At 43.5% G+C, this 17337-nt stretch carries 15 protein-coding genes; 2 read left to right on the top strand and 13 right to left on the bottom strand.

Annotation, left to right across the window (positions count from 1 at the left end; genetic code table 11):
* Nucleotides 1-38: 38 nt before the first annotated feature.
* The 11 genes from ACI882_RS04340 to putP form a co-directional block, all read right to left on the bottom strand.
* The gene (locus tag ACI882_RS04340) at nucleotides 39-1610 is read right to left on the bottom strand and encodes an ATP-binding cassette domain-containing protein (protein WP_411746242.1); all 1572 of its coding nucleotides are present in this window, start codon (nucleotides 1608-1610) and stop codon (nucleotides 39-41) included.
* A gap of 2 nt (nucleotides 1611-1612) precedes the next feature.
* Complete coding sequence (locus ACI882_RS04335; protein ID WP_411744409.1) at nucleotides 1613-3280, bottom strand: ABC transporter ATP-binding protein/permease; 1668 nt, start codon at nucleotides 3278-3280, stop codon at nucleotides 1613-1615.
* On the bottom strand, nucleotides 3280-3405 hold the full coding sequence (cydX, locus tag ACI882_RS04330; protein WP_411744410.1) for a cytochrome bd-I oxidase subunit CydX: 126 nt from the start codon (nucleotides 3403-3405) through the stop codon (nucleotides 3280-3282). The genes ACI882_RS04335 and cydX overlap by 1 nt, the downstream gene beginning before the upstream one ends.
* Before the next feature lie 12 nt (nucleotides 3406-3417).
* A complete protein-coding gene (cydB, locus tag ACI882_RS04325) occupies nucleotides 3418-4560 on the bottom strand; it encodes a cytochrome d ubiquinol oxidase subunit II (protein ID WP_411744411.1) in 1143 nt (380 codons plus the stop codon).
* A complete protein-coding gene (locus tag ACI882_RS04320) occupies nucleotides 4560-6122 on the bottom strand; it encodes a cytochrome ubiquinol oxidase subunit I (RefSeq protein WP_411748438.1) in 1563 nt (520 codons plus the stop codon). Before ACI882_RS04320 ends, cydB begins: the two co-directional genes overlap by 1 nt.
* A gap of 174 nt (nucleotides 6123-6296) precedes the next feature.
* A complete protein-coding gene (locus ACI882_RS04315) occupies nucleotides 6297-7073 on the bottom strand; it encodes a siderophore-interacting protein (protein WP_411744427.1) in 777 nt (258 codons plus the stop codon).
* Between the two features lie 69 nt (nucleotides 7074-7142).
* Nucleotides 7143-7427 (bottom strand): hypothetical protein, encoded by a 285-nt coding sequence (locus ACI882_RS04310; protein ID WP_411744428.1) that lies wholly within the window; start codon nucleotides 7425-7427, stop codon nucleotides 7143-7145.
* 95 nt (nucleotides 7428-7522) lie between these two features.
* A complete protein-coding gene (locus ACI882_RS04305; RefSeq protein ID WP_411744429.1) occupies nucleotides 7523-7738 on the bottom strand; it encodes a TIGR02450 family Trp-rich protein in 216 nt (71 codons plus the stop codon).
* A gap of 59 nt (nucleotides 7739-7797) precedes the next feature.
* Nucleotides 7798-8175 carry a glutathione S-transferase N-terminal domain-containing protein gene (locus ACI882_RS04300; protein ID WP_411744430.1) on the bottom strand — a complete coding sequence of 126 codons (378 nt, stop codon included), beginning with the start codon at nucleotides 8173-8175 and terminating at the stop codon, nucleotides 7798-7800.
* A 152-nt stretch (nucleotides 8176-8327) separates the two neighbouring features.
* Entirely contained in the window at nucleotides 8328-12032 is a 3705-nt protein-coding gene (gene putA, locus ACI882_RS04295; protein ID WP_411744431.1) for a bifunctional proline dehydrogenase/L-glutamate gamma-semialdehyde dehydrogenase PutA, read from the bottom strand.
* A gap of 180 nt (nucleotides 12033-12212) precedes the next feature.
* On the bottom strand, nucleotides 12213-13646 hold the full coding sequence (gene putP, locus ACI882_RS04290) for a sodium/proline symporter PutP (RefSeq protein WP_411748441.1): 1434 nt from the start codon (nucleotides 13644-13646) through the stop codon (nucleotides 12213-12215).
* A 272-nt stretch (nucleotides 13647-13918) separates the two neighbouring features.
* Between putP and ACI882_RS04285 the strand changes: the two genes are divergently transcribed.
* Nucleotides 13919-14392 carry an Lrp/AsnC family transcriptional regulator gene (locus ACI882_RS04285; protein WP_411744433.1) on the top strand — a complete coding sequence of 158 codons (474 nt, stop codon included), beginning with the start codon at nucleotides 13919-13921 and terminating at the stop codon, nucleotides 14390-14392.
* 119 nt (nucleotides 14393-14511) lie between these two features.
* Nucleotides 14512-15714, top strand: coding sequence for a GGDEF domain-containing protein (locus ACI882_RS04280; protein WP_411744434.1), 1203 nt, complete (start codon nucleotides 14512-14514; stop codon nucleotides 15712-15714).
* A gap of 32 nt (nucleotides 15715-15746) precedes the next feature.
* Here the strand turns inward: ACI882_RS04280 and ACI882_RS04275 are convergent, their stop codons facing one another.
* Together ACI882_RS04275 and ACI882_RS04270 are read right to left on the bottom strand one after the other, a co-directional pair.
* Nucleotides 15747-16613: a prephenate dehydratase gene (locus ACI882_RS04275; RefSeq protein WP_411744435.1), complete on the bottom strand. Its 867-nt coding sequence runs from the start codon at nucleotides 16611-16613 to the stop codon at nucleotides 15747-15749.
* A 57-nt stretch (nucleotides 16614-16670) separates the two neighbouring features.
* Nucleotides 16671-17276 (bottom strand): TetR/AcrR family transcriptional regulator, encoded by a 606-nt coding sequence (locus ACI882_RS04270; protein WP_411744436.1) that lies wholly within the window; start codon nucleotides 17274-17276, stop codon nucleotides 16671-16673.
* Nucleotides 17277-17337: the final 61 nt, after the last annotated feature.

Below are 17337 nucleotides of genomic sequence, written 5' to 3'. Positions count from 1 at the left end.
TCGTAGTAATACGGTGGCTTTTTTATTGGCTGGGTTATTTAAGCCTCGACCACGTTCAGCTGATATGTCTCGTTAAGCATCAACCCAACGGGCTTTAAATGACTCACCAATAACAATAACTTTGTTTGGCTTAAGCTAGTTAGCTTTATCACTAACCGTTGACTGGTTGCCTCATCTAACCCTTCGAAGGGCTCATCGAGTAATAGAATCGGCGCTGTTGATAAATAAGCGCGCGCTAGGAAGAGGCGCTTTTTTTCGCCACCTGACACAGGCAAGCCTTGGGTGCCTAGCCAAGTATTCAAGCGCTCTGGTTTGGCCCAGTGCGAAAGTTCGGCCCATTCTAATGCTTGAAGTAAATCGTCGTTGCTAACCTCTGGGCTAGCCAATTTTAAGTTCTCGGCTAATGTAGCTGAAAACACATGTTCGTGTTGCTGCACATAATGAAACAAAGACTGTCGTTGTGATGTGGTCAATAATTCTAGGCTTTGATCGTTGACGGTTATTTGCCCGCTGTAGCTTAGCTCACCTGTCATTGCGTCGAACAGGCTTGATTTTCCGACGCCGGTTGGTGCATCAATTCGGAACAATCCTGTTGCTGGAAAACTCGCGGTGAGCGCTGGCCCTTCATGCTTACCCCGTGTCCAGGCAAAGCTTTGTAGTTTTAGGGAGCTAAAAATAAAATCAAACTTACTTTGCGTTTCAATTTTTGGCTTCGCGAGTTCAGATGTACTTGCAAATAAATGCTGAGAGGTTTGCGTGAGCCTATTCTGAGCAAATTGTGCTTGCATCAGCGGTTGTAACCAATCTCGTGCTGATAATAAAATCATGAAGGCAACCACCCAATACGATGCATTTTCAATAGCCTCAAGCTGGAAGAATAATACTGAGGTGAACACCAACGCAACCAATGTAATTGCATGTTCCGCTGCTCGTTCGACAGTGTCAGCCTGAATACGTTGGCGCGCTGTGATCTTCGCTTGTGTTTGAATAGCCTGGTGTGAAAAAGCTGATTGCGTGAAGTGCCACAAAGTAGAAACATGCAGCCACTGCCGTTGCTGATTCAAATAGGTGTGTTGTTGATTGAACTCTCGCACTATTGCATTTTTGTGCAACCATGAAAACCCGACCAATAACACGGCAGAAACTAAGCATAGGGCTACCCAGCTAACTAATAGCTTGGGCCACCAAAGTGCAAACAATAAGCCGATGGCCATGGCAACCGATAACGCGCTGACCGTGGGTGAGGTAACTGTACTCCAGCGTGCCGCTATTTGTTCAGTTTGCTGCTGCAGTGCTTGCCCTGTTTCACTTTGGGTTAAGTTCTTTTGTTTATAGAAAATAGCACCTAATACATTCGCGCGAAGGTTTTTTAGGATGCGTAGCAACAACAGATGAGACAAGTACTTTTCAAAATAGCCTGAAGAGATACGTGCCAAGGCAAAAAAACGAATAACTGCCGCAGGCACCATGTAGTTGAAGCCCGCTAACACCCCTGCGTGACCCGCTATAGCACAGGCTGCAATGAACCAGCCAGAGAAAAAAAGCAATGACAATTGCGAAAGCATATTGATTATAAACAATAGGAGACTCAAAAATTTTTGTTGCCACATTTTCATAACTCAGTCTCGCTTAAATGCCCTTGTTCAGACAACCACCATTGCTTATTGAATGCTTGAGTAGGCATTGCCCGATGGCTAATCCAAATAGAGGTACGGGGTTGAGTCACCTTAACTAACACTTCGAACAGTTCATCTTGTTCATGCTCGGTTAAATGTGCAAAGGGTTCATCGAGTAATACGAGAGGTACATCAAAAATAATAATGCGCGCTAAGGCCAGCTTTTGTTTTTGGCCACCAGACAAATTGGTGTGTTCATCCAAAGGCGTATTAAGCCCCGCGGGCTGACTTTTTAACCATTGCCCTAAACCAATGTCATTAATGGCTTGGATAATTTTAGTGTCATCAACTTCGCCTAAGCTCAAGTTATCACGTACCGTTCCGGCGAAAAACACCGGCTGTTGTTCTAAGTAGAAAACGCTTGTTTGCAATGCACTGAGTGATGCCACCGTTTGACTGTTTAATACGATATTTCCTGAAGTCTGTCGCAACCCTGCTAGCGCATCAAACAACACCGTTTTACCGCTGCCCGATGCACCATTAAGTTGTACCCTATCACCCTGTTGTAAATTTAAGCTGTCAGCGCTAACCAGTGTATCCCCTTCAAAACCTTGAACTTCAACGTTCGTCAGCTGAAGTTGCTGAAAATTTATTCGGCTTTTTTGGCTCCCATTCTCACTTGGTTGCCATTGCAAGGCATGGTGCCATTGCTCGCTACTTGCACTCGCTTCTGCTTTCACGTGATAGAGTTTGCCCAACACTTTAAATTCGTTAAAAAAAGCCGGTGCTATTAACAGTAAGAATAAGCCATGATGCAAGCTTGGGGTTCCGCCTTGAAATCCAAAGGTAATTTCACCTAACAGTGCAAAGCCAATAAACACCGCAACAATGGCAACGGACACTGTTGCAAAAAAATCTAGAACCGATCCCGACAAAAAAGCAATGCGAATGACTTCTGCCATTCGTTTGTTGTGCTGCTCGCTAACTTTTTCAAAAGCGGTTAATTGTGAAGATTGTGCCGATGCAAGGCGCACGGTTCGTTGGCCTTGAATGCGATCCGCAAAAAAAGAACCCAATCTATTCAGCGCCAGCATATGCTTGCTTTGCATTGTTGCGGTACCGGTTCCGACCAGCCACATAAACAGTGGAATAAGCGGTAACGTCACTAAGAGCGTGAGGCCTGTTAGCCAACTAAAAGGAAAGACTGCGACTAAGACACTGAACGGAATCACTACTAAAAGCTGCATTTGTGCGCGGTAATCTATTAAGTATTTTTCTATAGCGGGTAAGTGACGAAAAGTGACATCTTGCCATGCCGTCAACGGCTTGCTACGTATTAACGCCCATCGCTTAGCCATTAGTTCATCAAAGAATCGGTCATAAAATAGATTAGCCACTTGCTGAGCTAAGCCAACTCGCTGCCGCACAGCCCAAAAACGCAACACCGCATGAGCCAGCATCAATACTAAGCTCATTTTAAAGTAGTGGGCATTTGTAACATCATCAATAACATAAGCCACCAGCCAGCCAGAGGCAAAATAAAACCAAACCCAAAGGCAAACAGTTGCGGCTATATTAAAAAAGACGTAAAAGCTGCGAGATAAACGCAGCTTAGGTTCAAAGGCTGACAGTAGGTTCAGCGTTGAGTCGCGAGATTCAGACATTATCCGTCGATATCATCGGCGTCTTTTGCTCGATCAAGGTCTTCTGTCATCTCTAGCCACATGGCATTGATAATGCCAAAACTACACGCCAGAAGTACGCCTAAAATCCAAGTGAAATACCACATACGTTGGCTCCTTTAATAAATTGCGTGGCTACTGCCAGCTTCTATGTGTTTTGCTTTTATGCGTCCGCGCATTGTCCAGAACCCCCAAAGGGTATAGCCAAGAACTATCGGGACAAATAACATGGCAACGTAAAACATAATATTTAACGTAAGCTGACTGCTCGATGAATCCCAAATTGTGAGCGACATCGCAGGGAAGCTTGAGCTTGGCACCAAAAATGGAAACATGGCGAAGCCTGCGGTTAAAATTATTCCTGCAAGACTTAATGCGCTGGCAACAAATGCCCAACCACCGCGCTTGCGAAAACTCAGCAAGGCAACAATAAGAGGCGATACCACACCGACGACCGGTGCGAGTATCATCCATGGGTATAATTGGTAGTTAAGCAGCCAGCCACCCGCACTAACACTGACATTTTTAGTCAGAGGGTTTGATGCACCATCGGTGATAACGGTTGAAGTAATGTGGTAACCATCAATTCCAAAGGCTATCCAAAGCCCACCAATAACAAACAGTACAGAAGTTACAATACCTAATTTCGTTGCTACTTTCTCAGCACGCTCATGAATGACGCTATCGGTTTTCAACTGCAACCAAACAGAACCATGCATGAGTAACATCGCGACACTAACCAAACCTGTTAAGATGGCGAATGGGTTAAGCAAGGTAAAAAAGTTACCCGTATAAGTGACCTTTAGCATGTCGTCAAACTGGAATGGCATACCCTGCAGTAAGTTGCCAAAGGCAATACCAAAAACAAGCGCCGGTACGATGCCTCCAAAAAATAACGCCCAGTCCCAACTCTTACGCCACTTTGGATTTTCCAGTTTACTGCGGAAATCAAACCCTAAGGGGCGCATCCATAAAGCCGCTAAGGTCAGCATTAACGCCAGATAAAAGCTGGAAAAAGCGGTTGCATAAATCATTGGGAAGGCTGCAAAAATAGCGCCGCCTGCGGTGACCAACCAAACTTGGTTGCCATCCCAATGGGGTCCAATGGTGTTTATCATGATTCGACGGTCGTTATCGGTTTTACCAACTAAGGTCAGTAACGCCCCAACACCTAAATCAAAACCATCTGTAATGGCAAAGCCAATCAGTAAAACACCAATGAGCAGCCACCAAATAATGCGAAGGGTTTCATAATCTAACATTAGAGTATCTCCTGTTCAGTGATTGCTTCTGCTGCTTTAGTTTCGTTGTCGCTATAGGGTCCTTTTTTAGAGAATCGAATCATCAGATACATACCGAGAATAAACATCACGGTATAAAATAATGTAATGGCGGTGAGAGAAATAACCACATCGGAGACTGACAAATTCGACACAGCGGTATGCACTGGCAATATTTCAGCAATCGCCCAAGGCTGACGACCGTATTCAGCAATAAACCAGCCCGCTTCTGAAGCAATCCAAGGCAATGGTAAGGTAAATAACACAACTTTTAAGAACCAGCGCGGTTTGGTAATTCTATGCCGAGCACTCACCCAAAACGCATATGCAAACACCGCTAACATAAAGAAGCCACTGCCTACCATAATTCGGAAGCTCCAAAACAACGGCGCGACAGGCGGAATACTATAGTCTGCGGCTCTGTCTATTGCAGCTTCAGTTGGCGCAGTCATATCGTTCGTAAAAGGCTCTAACAACAAGGCATAGCCTAAGTCATCTATGTGCTGGTTAAACAGTGTCACTTCTGCTTCACTGGCTAGGTCTGCGCGAACTTTGTCTAGCAAGTTGTAAGCGACTAACCCAGAGACAATGCTCTCTCGGTTTTCTGTCCGTAAATCTTTTAGGCCAATTACGGGCTCTGTGATTGAACGAGTAGCAATAAGTCCCATCATCCACGGCACTTTTATGGCGTAGTCGGTGGTTTGTTCTTCTTGATTTGGGATGCCAACAATCGTAAACGATGTCGGAGGCTCGTGCGTTTCCCATTCCGATTCTATAGCGGCCAGTTTGATTTTTTGAACATCGCCTAGTTCGTAACCACTTTCATCGCCCAAAACGATCACGGATAAAACCGAAGCTAAACCAAAGCTGGCTGCAATAGCAAAAGAGCGTCGTGCAAATGCAACGTGTCGGCCCTTTAATAAATACCACGAGGAGATTGCTAAAACAAAAACCGCCGCAGTGGTGGTACCAGCCGAGACCGTATGAACAAACTTCACTTGGGCCACTGGGTTGAAGATTACCTCTGCAAAGTTAGTCATTTCCATACGCATTGTTTCAAGGTTCAACGTTGAGCCAACTGGGTGTTGCATCCAGCCATTGGCAATTAATATCCACAGCGCAGATAAACTTGAGCCAATCGCCACCAGCCAAGTCACAATTAAGTGTTTTACTTGTGATAGCCGATCCCAACCGAAGAAAAACAAACCAACCATCGTCGATTCTAAGAAAAACGCCATTAATGCTTCAATGGCAAGCGGCGCTCCAAAAATATCGCCGACATAATGCGAATAATAGGACCAGTTCATACCGAACTGGAATTCCATCGTTAAGCCCGTGGCAACACCAAGGGCAAAGTTAATACCAAACAACTTACCCCAAAACTGAGTCATGTCTTTGTAGACTTGCTTTTGGGTCATGACATACAGCGATTCCATAATCGCCAACATAAAGGTCATGCCAATGGTTAATGGAACAAATATAAAGTGGTACATCGCGGTGAGAGCAAATTGCAATCGGGAGAGTTCGAGCAGGGTATCGGACACAGGCAGCTCCTAGTTGGGCTAGAGAATGCCTAAGATATCAATAACATTCTCATATTAGAAAAAGCTAAAGTATAGAATACCCCTTGAAGTGTCAACGGGTATTTCGGTAGCAATTCTACTTTGATCTGTAATTGATTCTAGTCATATCGTGTAAATATCTACTTTCATTGCATGCTATATTCCCGAATCTTGCTTCTTAACAATTTTATGCTCTTCTTCGTTAATGCCTTGCTTCCAATAGCTGGAAATGTAGAGTAAGTCTTTAGGTGTTTCACGCTCTACTTTAAAGTAGTCTCGAAGTGCGCGCATAGAGGTAAATTCACAAGCCACCCAAACGGATGCAGTGCCGGATCGCCAAGGTTGATGTTTCACCACGGACACTAGATTATCAGGGTCCACCACCCAAACAACATCAATCCCTTCGGGTTTTTGTAAGTCGAGTTTATCTGCAGCACATTTTACTTGTATAACCGCGACACCCTTGGCCGTGTTAGCTAATTGTTCTAAATTGGCAGCAATTGCAGGCAACGCCGTCATGTCTCCTACTAAAAACACCCAATCTGCATTGGTATTCACAAACTTGGCTGGGCCAGGACCGCCCATCAAAATTGAATCGCCGACCTGAGAGCCGTTCGCCCAGCTGGACGCTGGACCGGAGTTCGCTCCTTCACCATGAATAACAAAATCAACATCCATACGTAAATTACTGGCATCAAAATGTCGTACCGTATAGGTTCTTAACGTTGGGCGCTTGCCGTCTAACTCGTTAAGCTCTTGAGTTTGGCGAATTGCCTTGCCCGTTTCAGGGTGGAATAGCAGTTTAAAATATCGACCGTCTGCATCAATTGGAAAATCTGCAAGACTGGGGTTTTCAAACGTCACCCGATGCATGTTTTCTGTGAGTCTTTGAGACTGAACGACGGTTAATTCTCTAAAGGAAGGTTGTGACATGTATCATCCATTATAAATCTAAAGTATAGACTTATAATCTCACAAATGATAATGATTATCAAACGCAATTTAGATGGTATACCACACACCCACTATATAATAGAGAGCGAGGTAACCCGTTAAGGCAAAATAGGCACTAAAAAGACTTGAAACCCAAAGCCGTTGCGCCTTTTGGGCAATGACCTTCCTTGTAAAGAACCAAATAAGACCTATTGAAATAAGAGGCCCAATAAACCCCCAACCCAATAAATCGGCAAGGCCTGGGATGTTAGGGGCCTTCGGCAAGCTCAAAAAACCAATAAAGGTGTACAGTCCAGACAGAAGAAAAAGGATGAGAAGATATTTTTTAGTCATGTATGCAACCCTTATTGGGTGAGTATTCACAAATTTTTGTCACTATTTGAACTTATCGTCTAATTGCACAATGCTACTATGCTTCGCACGTTAAGTTACTGCCAACCAAAGACCCAAACGTCATCATTTTTTAGATCTTGCCACGTTAAAGGTATTACACGCTTAGTCAATACTGCTTCGATAGAACAGAAAACCACCACGCCTTCTTCATCGAACTCTATATCATTAACGATAAAGTGTTTTTCTTTATTGTGAGGGTTTTTCGCAGTCCACTTACTATGGAGTAGTTTTTTAGGATTAATACTATTCATCGAGACTCCTTAAAATAAAAAACCCGCCTTAAAAGCGGGTCTTTCTATATGTTGTAAGTTTATGCCGCCATTGGCGCGTCAAAACGTTTTTCTAAATAAGCGATTATGTCAGAAGACTCATACATCCAAGTTTCTGTTCCGTTGCTTTCAACTATTTTCAAACAAGGCACTTTTAATAAGCCACCACCGGCCATAAGCTCTTCACGAGCACTTTCGCTGCGCTTAGCATCACGAGTTTCGACGTTCAATGACTGGCGTTTCATCGCTAAACGTACCTTCAAGCAAAATGGACATGCTTTATATTGGTACAAGATCAAACCTTTCGCTTCTTCATCTATCTGCGCTTGGTGAGCTTCGTCTCGCTGTACACCTTTTGGGCTTGCAAGCTTTTCGTAAGCCAAAATAATTAAGCCCAAAAACCAACGTATTACTGCCATGCTGTGAATCCTAGATTTTTATGAGGCCGCCATTGTAAACCATTCTGCAGACATTGATTACTGTTGTGTAGCAACAAGTCATCAAGAGCATGTAAACGTTACAGACTCGTCAAAAACGATAGCCCGTAACATTCAATAGCGACAGCCTTGAACTAGCTCTCCCCTAAGGCCAATAACGAAGCGTTTCCGCCTGCGGCTGTGGTATCTGTGCTAATCACTCGTTCAATGGTGAGCATTTCATCACCTGTGGTTGAGCTTTCTAATGCGACTCGGGCACCGGCACGTGCAGCGAGTATTTTACGCCACGCTGTCCGTGTGGCTAAATCACCATCGAATAACACTAAACTCATGTCTGATTCTGCTAGGGCTTGTTCAGCTTTTTGCTCAGTAACAGAAATTAAGCCTTTCACGTTTGCTTTGCTAAGTGCATAGAGTATTGCTTGGATCGACGTTAGGTTGCTTAAACCAGTCACTTCAACGAGATTACCTAAGTTTAAGCTACGGAATACCTGAGTCACAAAGGCATGGTCGTCTTCTCCACCACCAAGACACAATACCTTGCCACGACCATAATTAGACAGCTGATTCGTTTCACCTGTTGGGCCGACTAACATTTCCGGTTCAAAAGACACCTCTGCATCTGTATTAAGTGCTTGCTGTGCTACAACGGCCAACGATTCAGGCAAATACCCTAAAACCGCACCCAGTATATTGTGTCGTAGCTCAACATCTTGCCACTGTTTCAATACAGCCTGACTACTGCTGGCATTACGCAAGCGCTTAAGCGCACTACTTTCAACTAGTGCTGAACTATTAACAACTGCAAACGCACTAGGTGGCTGCTGTGCATGCTGATAAAAACGACGCAAGTAATTCGGGCCTCCGGCTTTTGGTCCGGTACCTGAAAGGCCTTCACCACCAAAGGGTTGTACCCCCACGACCGCGCCAATTTGGTTGCGGTTAACATACATATTACCCACATGAGCAGCTTTGCAAACACGCGCAACGCGAGAGTTAACTCGACTATAAACGCCCATGGTCAAACCATAACCACTGGCGTTAATGTCTTGCACTAATTTATCAAGATGCTTGGCTTTGAAGCTATAAACATGCAGCACCGGGCCAAATATTTCTTGTTTAAGCTCGTCTAATGTATTCAATTTAAATGCAATAGGTGAAACAAAGCTTCCGCCCGCTAATTCATCTGGCACCTGAACTTTAAACAACAGCCGACCCTTTTCTGTCATCTGTTCGCAGTGCGTATCAATGGTATGTTTAGCGGCTTCGTCTATCACAGGGCCAACGTCCGTGGCTTCATGCCATGGGTCACCAATTACCAATTCATTAGCAGCGCCTTCAAGCATTTCTAATAAAGACGCTTCTATTTCTTCTTGTACGCATAATATTCTTAATGCAGAACAACGCTGGCCTGCACTTTGAAAGGCTGAGGCAACTATGTCTCGCACTGCCTGCTCTAATAGCGCGGTTGAATCAACAATCATGGTATTTAAACCGCCAGTCTCAGCGATTAAACGGCAATCGGGGCCAGCATTGGCGGCCACAGTTTGGTCTATTAGTTTGGCAGTGGCCGTTGAACCGGTAAAGCAAACGCCTTTAATATTTTCGTTGCTCGTCAGAGCAGAACCCACCGTTGAACCTTTACCGATCACTAGCTGTAAAACGCCTTTAGGTACACCGGCCTGATACATTAATTCAACGGCTCGCGCAGCGATTAATGCCGTTTGCTCCGCAGGTTTTGCCAGTACCGGATTACCACAAACCAACGCCGCAACAACTTGCCCCGTGAAAATGGCGACTGGGAAATTCCAAGGAGAAATACACACCACAGGGCCAATGCCCTTTGTGCTTTGTCCGCCTAACTGTCTTCTGGCTTCTGCTGCATAAAAACGGCAAAAATCGACAGCCTCACGAACTTCCAACAGCCCATCTAAGCGTGACTTACCCGCTTCTAAAGTTGCCATTGCCATCAATTCGAGTTCATACTCTTCATATAGGTCAGCAATTTTTTCTAAAATATTCGCACGCTCATTAACACCCATATCTGACCAAGCTTGAATACTGTCTTGCGCATGGCTAAATGCTTTTTGAATCATATCTGCATCGGCTTCTATCACCTCACCTACCTGAACTGTATGATCCGCGGGAGAGAATACCAGCTGAGCAGGTGCAATGCTGCTTGTACCCACAATAGTAGACTGAGCATGCCACTGGTTATGTTTGAATTTATTCATCTCTACATCTACTGCAGTCGCGTGTAGCGGTAAATTTAAATTTAAACCTTTGGAGTTTAACCGGCTGTCACCATAAAGCTGGGGTGGTAATGGAATATTAGCGTTGGCGATGTTTTTCAACGCTGCCAATGCATCCATCGGATCTAATATTAAATCTGCTATCGGAGTTTTCTCATCTAACAGCTTATTAACAAAAGAACTATTCGCGCCGTTTTCGAGCAAGCGTCTTACCAAGTATGCTAGCAAGTCTTTATGTACACCAACGGGGGCATAAATTCTGCAAGGTACATTGCTGTCTTCCAATATTAATCGATGCAGTGCTTCACCCATGCCATGCAATCGTTGAAATTCAAATGCTTGCCCCGGTTGCGCCATTTCTAGAATCGCGGCCGTGGTGTGGGCATTATGCGTGGCAAACTGTGGGTAAATGACATCGGTTGAATTTAGCAATAACTGCGCGCAACATAAATATGAAACATCTGTTGATACTTTACGGGTATAAACGGGGTAATTCTCTAGCCCTAAAATTTGCGCTTGTTTTATTTCGTAATCCCAATAAGCGCCTTTCACTAGCCGCACGGTAATTCGACGATTTAAACTCTTGGCCAGTTCCGCTAAAAATTCAATGACTAAGGGTGCTTGCTTTGAATAGCCTTGTACTACAATGCCAAAGCCGTCCCAACCTTCGAATATTGGGTCACTTAACACGGCTTCAATGACATCAAGAGATAATTCAAGGCGGTCTGCTTCTTCCGCGTCAATAGTAAAACCAATATTGGCTTCGCACGCCTGAACGGCTAGTTTTTTAACGCTGGCCACTAGCTCTACCATCACTTGATGACGCTGAACATATTCATACCGAGGGTGTAAAGCGGAAAGTTTTACCGAGATGCCCGAGTTATCGTGAATAGAATCTGACTTGGCTTGTTTTGCAATCGCGGTGATGGCTTTTTCGTAGGCTTTAAAGTATTTGTCAGCATCGTTTGCTGTTCTGGCTGCTTCACCGAGCATGTCAAATGAATAGCGATATTTTGCTTGGTTACCTTTTTTCGATTGCGTTAGGGCTTCGTCGATATCGCGGCCCAATACAAACTGCTTACCCAGTATTTTCATGGCTTCTTTGATAGCTTTTTGAGTGACAGATTCACCCAAACGGCTAATAGTATCGAGCATAATATCTGACAATGCTCTATCGCCTACTTTTTGATCTTTAAAAACGCGGCCCGTCAACATGAGCGCCCAAGTGGACGCATTAACCAGCATCGAACTAGACGTCCCGCGATGACCGGTCCAATTACCGGTGCCAATTTTATCTCGTATCAATGCATCTAATGATAATGTATCGGGTGTACGTAAGTAGGCTTCTGCTAAACACATCAACGCCACACCTTCATTGGTCGACAAACCATATTCGGCTAAAAACAATTCCATCAAACCTGGTTTTGCATCCGCTCTTATCGCCTGAACATAACCCGACGCCCTTTCAAAGGCTTTCTTGCGTTGCACAGCATCAAAGGTATTTGCTTGCATAAGATGCGAAATGGCATCGGTTTCTGAGTTGAATCGTTTGGTGGATATTTGCTGTTTTAGTTCAACAAGGTTCATCGTCGTCACCTGAATATAAATTTTCACTAGGCGAAAAAGTCCTGAGGCCCAAATTCATGTCCTAAAGACTTAACGCGTTTACTGTTACTGCAATGGGTATTGCTATAGATACTTCAAATCAATCGCTGAATGCACAATCTAGGTCGGCTGTGCATTCAGTAGGTTTTTAAAACAGATGTGCTAGATTTTCAACTTATTCAAAAGTGCTTCACTTGGCTTCGCTGTTGCTTTACTCACTACAACAATCGCGATGAATGCAATAATGAAACTTGGCAATAACTCATACAAGTAATGGCCTTCAAAAGAGACATAGTTTTTGAAGATAAAAGTAGACAATGCACCAATCACAATACCTGCAACGGCACCCGCTTTTGTCGTATCTCTCCAGACCACAGACAAGATCACTAATGGGCCAAATGCTGCACCAAAGCCGCTCCATGCATAGCCCACCATACCTAAAATAGTACCGGTATCATTTGCTGCAATGATATAAGCCAATAAAGCGAAACCAACAACACCAAAACGGCTAATCCAAGCTTTCTTCTCTTCAGACGTATCTTCAAATAATGGGATATCTTCCGTTAATGCAGAGCTCAAAACTAACAACTGAGAATCTGCCGTTGACATTACTGCTGCCAATACGGCAGCAAGTACGATACCACTGATCCAGGGGCTGAATAACGCACTGGTGAGTGCTAAGAAAATACGCTCGCTGCTGCCACCTTCACCCGTGACACCAGGTAAAGAATGTAATTCAGCATAGCCAATACCAATAAGCCCAATGCAAGTAGACAAAATCAATACGACAACCATCCACGACATACCAATTCTACGTGCAGCAGGTACGTCATTAACACTCTTGATACCGAAGAATCGAGCTAGGATATGTGGTTGGCCAAAATAGCCGAAGCCCCATGCCATGAGAGAAATACCGGTGAGCAATGACCCTGTTTTCCATTCAAATGCTTTAGGATTAACTGCGGCAATATCAACCGGTGAACCGGCAATGGCGAAGTAGCCTAATAACGCACAAAAAGTGAGTGCAAAAAACATTAAAATACCTTGGACTAAGTCAGTCCAAGAAACCGCTAAGTAGCCGCCTAAGAATGTATAAGACACAACCACTAACGTCGTCACAAGCAAAGATACTTGTTCACTGGCACCAAATGAATGGGCGAACAACAAAGTTCCGCCTTTCAAGCCTGAAGCCACATAAAGCGTAAAGAAAAATAGAATAACTATGGCAGAAACCAATTTAAGCATTCCAGATTTATCTTCAAAACGATTACCTAAATAAGTAGGCAGTGTCACCGCACCCAGTTGCTCACTAAAGGTTCTAAGTTTTGCAGCAACAACGATCCAGTTAGTATAAGCACCAATGGCAAGACCCAGTGAAATCCACAAGCCTTCACTTAGGCCACCGGCAAATACGGCACCCGGCAAACCTAATAGTAACCAACCACTCATATCTGAAGCACCGGCACTTATGGCCGTCGTAGCGGGCCCTAAAGATCGACCGCCGATAATGAATCCGGCATTGTCCTTGGTTTTGGACATCGCGTAATAGCCGATCCCCAGCATCATAATTAAATATATTCCGAACTGGCTGTACATCAACATAGACTGTTCTCTCCGATTTTTATTTTTGTTCTGACATTTATTTTATAATAGTTGTCAGCGTTTTTATTGGAACCTTTAAATCACCCAAGCTGTGGAAAGCACCCGCGCTTTTGTTCCAAAAAAACCTACCTAAAAAGTGATAGATAATTTTGTATTGTGACTTAGGTCAATATTCACCTATTTATTAAAGGAAATGGCACTTATTTTTTAGATAATGTAGTCTATTTGCCTGTAGGGACACCCTTTAATAGGAAATAAGACTAGCCATGGCGTACCAACCTGATCGCATAGATTTAAAAATCTTGGAAGAGTTACAAGCAAACAGCCGTTTAACCATTGTAGAGTTGGCGAAACGCGTAAGTCTCACCAAAACGCCTTGCTCAGAAAGAGTTAAGCAACTTGAAAAAGCTGGCATTATTCGTGGTTACCATGCTGAGCTTGATCTAGTTGCGATGGGCTCTGACCACATCACCTTTGTTCAAGTACTCCTTACGAGCACAACAGACGCAGATCTCGCAGAATTTAATAGCCGTATTCAAAAAATACCTGAGGTATTTGGCTGTCACATGGTTGCCGGTAACTTTGATTACTTATTAAAGGTACACACAAAAGACATTTACCACTTTCGTAGTGTACTAGGGAATAAAATATCGAACTTGCCGGGCGTACAGCAAACGCACAGCTTTGTGGTGATGGAGAGCGTGAAAGACGGCCTTGATGTACCCGTTGTAGGACCTTAAGGCGTACGAGTCTCTGAACCTCAAATAACCTTGAGACCGTTAAATTGTCGAATAACTCATTTACTGTCTATTTTTTGTGCTAGATTATTAATTCTAGTCCCACTTTTACTGGCCGTATAATGGTATTTAATTTTATATCGTCCCTAACTATTACTGAATTGATGCTATTCATACCCGTGCTCGTAACACTAAATGTTGCGTTTCTCGGCTTATATCACCTAACTGTGCTAGATAGACGAATAAAGAAAGTTAACAATACACTGCTTATCCAAGCTCGCAACGCAATGTTACTGTCATTGCTAGTGACCACTACCATCGCATTATCAGGAATAACCACCGGCACATCTGCTTTAGTTTTTTCAATTATTAGCAATGCATTAACAACCTGCTTTATCTATCAAATTTATGAATCTAACTTTTCTGACAATAAAAGTGCTATTCGTTTAAATAGAAATATATTTATCACACTAATATTGATAATTGCACTGACCAGCCTGCTTATATTTAATGAACCTGAAACTAAATGGCTACGAGGCCGATCTTCTCAAATTTTACTCATGTACTTTTCTCTAGCTTCCATTTTTGTGGGGATTAGAAATTGGCAGGAAAATAATAGCGCTCAAAGGTCATTAACTGTCATCTGGGTAATAACTGTACTACTATTTATTGTCTATGTTGTCATGTACACACCAGAGATCCCTGCTGCCTTCGTCGCTTTGTCTTTTCTAGTTTTGACAACCACCTTGTTACTTGGTTTTCTCTTAGCCTCTGTTTCATCATTAAACTTACAGCTCATTCAAAGTATTTCAGATTTATCAGAAATTGATTGGCTCACCGGGCTAAAGAACAGACGTTTCTTTTTTAAGCATGTTCATTCTTTAATTTCTTTGGCCAATCGACAAAACTTACCCTGTACAGTCGCTATTTTTGATTTGGATGATTTTAAAATAGTAAATGACACCTACGGCCACGACGCTGGAGATAATGTGCTCAAGGCTTTCGCATTATCCATGAAAGAAACTTTTAGAAATCACACTTTACTGGCGCGCTGGGGAGGCGAGGAATTTCTTGCGTTCTTTCCAATGACAAGCGTCGCTGATGCAGAAGAAGCCATTGCTCGATTTCAGGCCATGGGCCAAGACCCTCAGATAGAATATGAGGGCTCACCTGTACCAATCTCGTTTAGTGTCGGTGTTGCTGATTGTTCATCAAGAGAGAGTCTTGAAGATTCAATTAAAGAAGCAGATCGTGCACTGTATCAAGCAAAATCCAATGGTAAAAATCAAATCAAACTATCCCCAGACCAGCATGAACGACTTTAGATTCTGCTAAACGCTATGCAAGAGCCCATCTATTATTCAGGTAAAGCCCGGTTCGATGCTCGAAATGAATGCGCAGGGTATGCACCCAATATACGCAGTTCTTGGGTAAAAAAGCCCAATTCTTGTAACGCATATTGCATCATTCGTTCATCAGGATGACCTTCTATATCTAAGTGAAACGCACTGCCATTGGGTGCGCCGCTGCCCATGTAGCTTTCAAGTTTCACCATGTTGATACCATTCGTCGCAAAGCCACCTAGGGCCTTATACAAAGCCGCTGGTATATTACGCACGGTAAAAAAAAGCGATGTAATGTAGCTAACATTTTCTTGGTAGTCGGCCAAACCTACTTCTTTTGAAAGGATAAGAAAACGTGTGGTATTACCGGTTACATCTTGGAAGTTTTCTTGCAGTATATCTAAATTGTATAGCTCGGCAGCTAGGCTAGAGGCTATCGCCCCTCGGCTGACATCATCACTTTTTGAAACCTCACTGGCAATGCCTGCGGTGTCGTATCCGGCCACCGGGGTTAAGTTTAATTGTTTGATATTTTGGTCGCATTGGGCGAGTGCTTGTGGGTGAGAGGTCACGGTTGTTAGCTGTTCAAGGCAAGTGCCTTTAATGGCCAGCAAGCAATGATTCACCGCTTCATAATGTTCACCAATAATATGCAGGTGAGTTTTTGGCATAAGCCGATACATTTCTTCTACTCGGCCAGCAGTTGAGTTTTCTAACGGGATCATGGCAAGTTTGGCGTCGCCCCGTTCAACCATAAACATGGCTTCGGCAAAGGTAGCACAAGCCACTGCTTGCATATTTGGGTACACATGACGACAAGATAAATGCGAATAAGCACCTTCTAGCCCTTGGTAAGCAATAATATTGTTTGTTTCAAGCATAAGTTATCCAATGAAGTTTTGCTGGCAATATGGTGTTGATTGCACAAACCGTTAAGCTCACTGCTTTGCCATAACGGGCGAGTTTGTCGAATATATTTTGAAAGGCAAATCAATCATTTGACACAGCTCTTGAGATGTTTCTTGCATGCCTCTTGCCACCCAAGTTTGCAACGTTGACGTAATAATACCACTCAAAATGGTGTGTAAATATTCGTCAAATCTAGGGTCATGCTTGATATGCATTGAGAGTTCAATGATAGGGCCTTGTGCCTCCGCATTAAATTTAGACGTAAAAATACTCCATTTATCGGCTTTAATCAGAATCTGCAAAATTTCTGAGTTGTTGATCCAAAATGCAAAAAAAGGCTCCAGGTTAACTAATGAGTTGTGGCGTGAGGGTTCTACCTGCGTACTCAAGGCTATAAACTCTTCATCTAACCTAAGCTTTAGGACATCCTCAACGTAATCAAAGTTACGGTAAAAAGTCGCCCGGCCAATACCCGCCAACGCACTAATCTCTTTAATGCCAATATCATCGAACTTTTTTGACTCAAGCAAGTGACCTATAGAGTCAAAAAGCTTGGCGGAGGTTTGCTTTACACGCTTATCTGTACTGTTCCGATACAAAATTGGGCCCTGTGTCTCATTTCTAAAATTGGTCATTGATTGAGCCGATTATATCATTACATTGCCACTTCCAATACATATGTATCGTAATTTCAAC

The organism is Reinekea sp. (assembly GCF_046710285.1).
In the GTDB taxonomy this organism is placed as follows: Bacteria; Pseudomonadota; Gammaproteobacteria; order Pseudomonadales; family Natronospirillaceae; genus Reinekea.
The sequence above is the reverse complement of the archived record's forward strand: the minus strand, read 5'-3'. Positions and strand labels throughout refer to the sequence as shown.

Bases quoted from the DNA above. Each gene is read 5' to 3' on its own strand.
- ACI882_RS04340 (WP_411746242.1), bottom strand. From the start codon at position 1,610: ATGTGGCAACAAAAATTTTTGAGTCTCCTATTGTTTATAATCAATATG.
- ACI882_RS04335 (WP_411744409.1), bottom strand. From the start codon at position 3,280: ATGTCTGAATCTCGCGACTCAACGCTGAACCTACTGTCAGCCTTTGAA.
- cydX (WP_411744410.1), bottom strand. From the start codon at position 3,405: ATGTGGTATTTCACTTGGATTTTAGGCGTACTTCTGGCGTGTAGTTTT.
- cydB (WP_411744411.1), bottom strand. From the start codon at position 4,560: ATGTTAGATTATGAAACCCTTCGCATTATTTGGTGGCTGCTCATTGGT.
- ACI882_RS04315 (WP_411744427.1), bottom strand. From the start codon at position 7,073: ATGTCACAACCTTCCTTTAGAGAATTAACCGTCGTTCAGTCTCAAAGA.
- ACI882_RS04310 (WP_411744428.1), bottom strand. From the start codon at position 7,427: ATGACTAAAAAATATCTTCTCATCCTTTTTCTTCTGTCTGGACTGTAC.
- ACI882_RS04305 (WP_411744429.1), bottom strand. From the start codon at position 7,738: ATGAATAGTATTAATCCTAAAAAACTACTCCATAGTAAGTGGACTGCG.
- ACI882_RS04300 (WP_411744430.1), bottom strand. From the start codon at position 8,175: ATGGCAGTAATACGTTGGTTTTTGGGCTTAATTATTTTGGCTTACGAA.
- putA (WP_411744431.1), bottom strand. From the start codon at position 12,032: ATGAACCTTGTTGAACTAAAACAGCAAATATCCACCAAACGATTCAAC.
- putP (WP_411748441.1), bottom strand. From the start codon at position 13,646: ATGTACAGCCAGTTCGGAATATATTTAATTATGATGCTGGGGATCGGC.
- ACI882_RS04285 (WP_411744433.1), top strand. From the start codon at position 13,919: ATGGCGTACCAACCTGATCGCATAGATTTAAAAATCTTGGAAGAGTTA.
- ACI882_RS04280 (WP_411744434.1), top strand. From the start codon at position 14,512: ATGGTATTTAATTTTATATCGTCCCTAACTATTACTGAATTGATGCTA.
- ACI882_RS04275 (WP_411744435.1), bottom strand. From the start codon at position 16,613: ATGCTTGAAACAAACAATATTATTGCTTACCAAGGGCTAGAAGGTGCT.
- ACI882_RS04270 (WP_411744436.1), bottom strand. From the start codon at position 17,276: ATGACCAATTTTAGAAATGAGACACAGGGCCCAATTTTGTATCGGAAC.